A 2627-nucleotide genomic window follows, 5' to 3' on the forward strand; every position below is an offset into this window, starting at 1 on the left:
TGTAAGATAAGCGTGTCACGCATGGGGTGTGGTTCTTGTTGTTTTTTGGCGAAAGTAATTAGATCAAATCGCCTCATGCGTGTCTATCTTATTGAAAGGAATCAATATTATGAGGGGATTCCTTAGATCGGAGCGTTAGATTTTCATCAAGGATAGGATAATGAATCTAATATTTTTAATGCTTTCACTGTTGACATTTGTCGCTATGGGGTCTGATGCAAACTTGTTTGTGTTGTGGAATATCGCTCCAATTATTCTTGTTGCAATTGTATTTAATATAACTGTTTTTAAGGGTTTTTTAAAGAGTAGTGCTTTTCACATGATTGTCGGTACTATTTTATTGCACAGTTATTTTCATTCCGTGATGTATTTCGATATAGGCAAGGCAGCAACTGGCTCTTCAACATCAGCTCTTGTATATATATATTTTCCAATTTATTCAGTTTTTTTTGGGGGTGTGGTTTATTTGCTATCTAAATCAATGAAGTGGGTTTGGGTAAAAGTAAGAAATCTAACAAGTGACTGTGGTCTTCCGTCAAGCTAATTAAGCTACTTTTTCATCCCAGCTCTCTCCGTTTTTTATCATCGTATTGAGGATCACAATCAACTTCCTCATGCAGGCAACAACGGCCACTTTAGGTATCTTGCCGGCAGCTTTAAGCTGCTGGTATTTGCGCTTAAAAACTTCATTACATTGAATGGCTGACATCATCGCCATGAACATTACCGTTCGTACTCTGTGACGTCCTCCTTTAATGCGGCGTTTGCCATTAAAACGCCCACTTTCTCGATTCATCGGAGCCACACCAACCAACGCTGCAATTTCCTTTCGATTCAGCTTACCCAGCTCTGGTAACTCACACATCAAGGTATAAGCCAGCACTTTTCCAACGCCAGGCACACTGGTTAGGATTTGGAGTTGTGTGCGCCACTGTTTATTTTCTGCAACCAGTAAATCGACTTGCTCGGTGACCCGTTTGATTTGGGTAGCTAATGAACGGAGCAGTTGTTTTATCGATGAATGCAGCTCTTTAGGCAGGATTTGCAGCCGATTCTTTTCCATTGTCTGCATTTCCTGAAGCTGCGCCCTTCGAATCAATAAGTCCTTGATTAAACGAGATTGCTTATCTGCAATCGGTTTTACCTCTGGCTTTAAGGTCGCGCCGAACGAGGCAATGACTGATGCATCGACTTTATCGGTTTTGGCGAGTACGCCAATGGCTTGAGCGTAACGCCTGACCTTGATGGGGTTGACCACTACAATGGGTAATTGTTCTTTGTCACAAGCGAAGACGAGCGGGTGCTCATAGCGGCCTGTGGCTTCAACAACAATACGGGTAACGTTTAACTTGACCAGAGCATTCACCAATTGGCCAATCGATTTAGCATCGTTTGAGATGGTTTGGTGGTGCTCTAGCGGGTGGAAATGAACATCGAGTTGAGACTTGCCTACATCAATTCCAACACTGATCTCAGTTTGGTTTTTTACGTCGTTCATAATAAGCTGACTCTGCCTTGCTATGCGGGCTCGAGGCCCCAATGACTGTTCGAGTTATTGTTTGTGGAGTCATGCAACGCTGCACACTTGTTACCGGCCTTTTTACTCAAAGGACCTTTAATCAATCGAGCTGTTGCATGAAGGCCTTCAGCTGTCACTGAAGGTGGGTCTCAACTTACCCAAAAATGAACGGAATTGACCATACAAGGCATTAAGGTAGGAAAGTTTACGGTTGGCTGTTTTTACTGTGTTCAACATTTTAACCAGCTATAAGTTCACTCTTGATGAGTCATAATACACCCAAGGAATACAAACATTGGAAGTTGTTACAATAATAAATTTGACTAGCCTGATTGTGCTTGAGTTAATCAACCGAAAAATTTACTCACACATTAAGCGTTACTTTCCCGAACATTGGAGTAAATTCTCAGAGGAAAAAATGGGAGTAAGAAGAACTCTATCGCGACCTATTGCTATAAGAGACGCCATAGTATCTGGCTCATTTGAAGGGGAACATTCTGCACTGCTATATCATTACGCAAAAATTCAAAAATATGTGGCAGTATGGGCTGCTATTAGTATTCTCATCGCATTTATTTGGTTGTTATAAGCAGCAGGTGTATAACAATCGCATCAAGTCGCCCGCTTAAAAAGGGGGGCGGGACATCAAAACACAGAGCTGTTGATATGGTATTGGAAGGACTTACAAGCGAAATCGAAAACGGTAAAGCCTTCTGCCAAACCCTTTGTCAATTCTTTGAGAAACAGAAAGAAACTTTTGAAAATCAACTTATCCCTGATTTAAGTTATATAAATAATATCGCTGAGTGCGTGACAGGGATAGAGATTAAGAGCGTTGAACACCATTTTAAGAATCAATATACGTTAAATTATAAGTTTGATTGGACGGTTTACAATGGCTGCTCTGATTTGGATGAAATGGGCACAATAGCGGCTCATATTTCGTTTCGTGTGGAAAACGATGGTTCAGTTCACTTTGATTGTTCGCCACTTGACGACCGTTCAACAGCAGATGAGCTGTAAGTTCAGCTGGCGTTGTTGATCAATTCATTGCTTGTGACGCAAGTATCCTAGGTGATGCTGCCGATTAGCCAACTTGCTGACGAAC

General features: G+C 41.5%; 4 protein-coding genes. 3 read left to right on the forward strand and 1 reads right to left on the reverse strand.

Annotated features, from left to right (window positions below):
• The first annotated feature begins 160 nt into the window (after window positions 1-160).
• Window positions 161-544, forward strand: a complete 384-nt coding sequence (locus K0504_RS18220) for a hypothetical protein (protein WP_220105589.1) — start codon at window positions 161-163, stop codon at window positions 542-544.
• On the opposite strand, the gene K0504_RS18225 is transcribed toward K0504_RS18220, so the two are convergent.
• Window positions 545-1498, reverse strand: coding sequence for an IS110 family RNA-guided transposase (locus K0504_RS18225; protein WP_220105590.1), 954 nt, complete (start codon window positions 1496-1498; stop codon window positions 545-547). It abuts the gene before it with no gap.
• A gap of 316 nt (window positions 1499-1814) precedes the next feature.
• On the opposite strand from K0504_RS18225, the gene K0504_RS18230 reads away from it, so the two are divergent.
• Together K0504_RS18230 and K0504_RS18235 are read left to right on the forward strand one after the other, a co-directional pair.
• Window positions 1815-2108, forward strand: a complete 294-nt coding sequence (locus tag K0504_RS18230) for a hypothetical protein (RefSeq protein ID WP_220105591.1) — start codon at window positions 1815-1817, stop codon at window positions 2106-2108.
• Between the two features lie 77 nt (window positions 2109-2185).
• The gene (locus K0504_RS18235) at window positions 2186-2542 is read left to right on the forward strand and encodes a hypothetical protein (protein WP_220105592.1); all 357 of its coding nucleotides are present in this window, start codon (window positions 2186-2188) and stop codon (window positions 2540-2542) included.
• Window positions 2543-2627 lie beyond the last annotated feature (85 nt).

Source organism: Neiella holothuriorum, from assembly GCF_019457915.1.
Lineage (GTDB): Bacteria > Pseudomonadota > Gammaproteobacteria > Enterobacterales > Neiellaceae > Neiella > Neiella holothuriorum.

Excerpts from the sequence above, each read along its gene's own strand:
- K0504_RS18220 (WP_220105589.1), top strand. The coding sequence starts at position 161 with ATGAATCTAATATTTTTAATGCTTTCACTGTTGACATTTGTCGCTATG.
- K0504_RS18225 (WP_220105590.1), bottom strand. The coding sequence starts at position 1,498 with ATGAACGACGTAAAAAACCAAACTGAGATCAGTGTTGGAATTGATGTA.
- K0504_RS18235 (WP_220105592.1), top strand. The coding sequence starts at position 2,186 with ATGGTATTGGAAGGACTTACAAGCGAAATCGAAAACGGTAAAGCCTTC.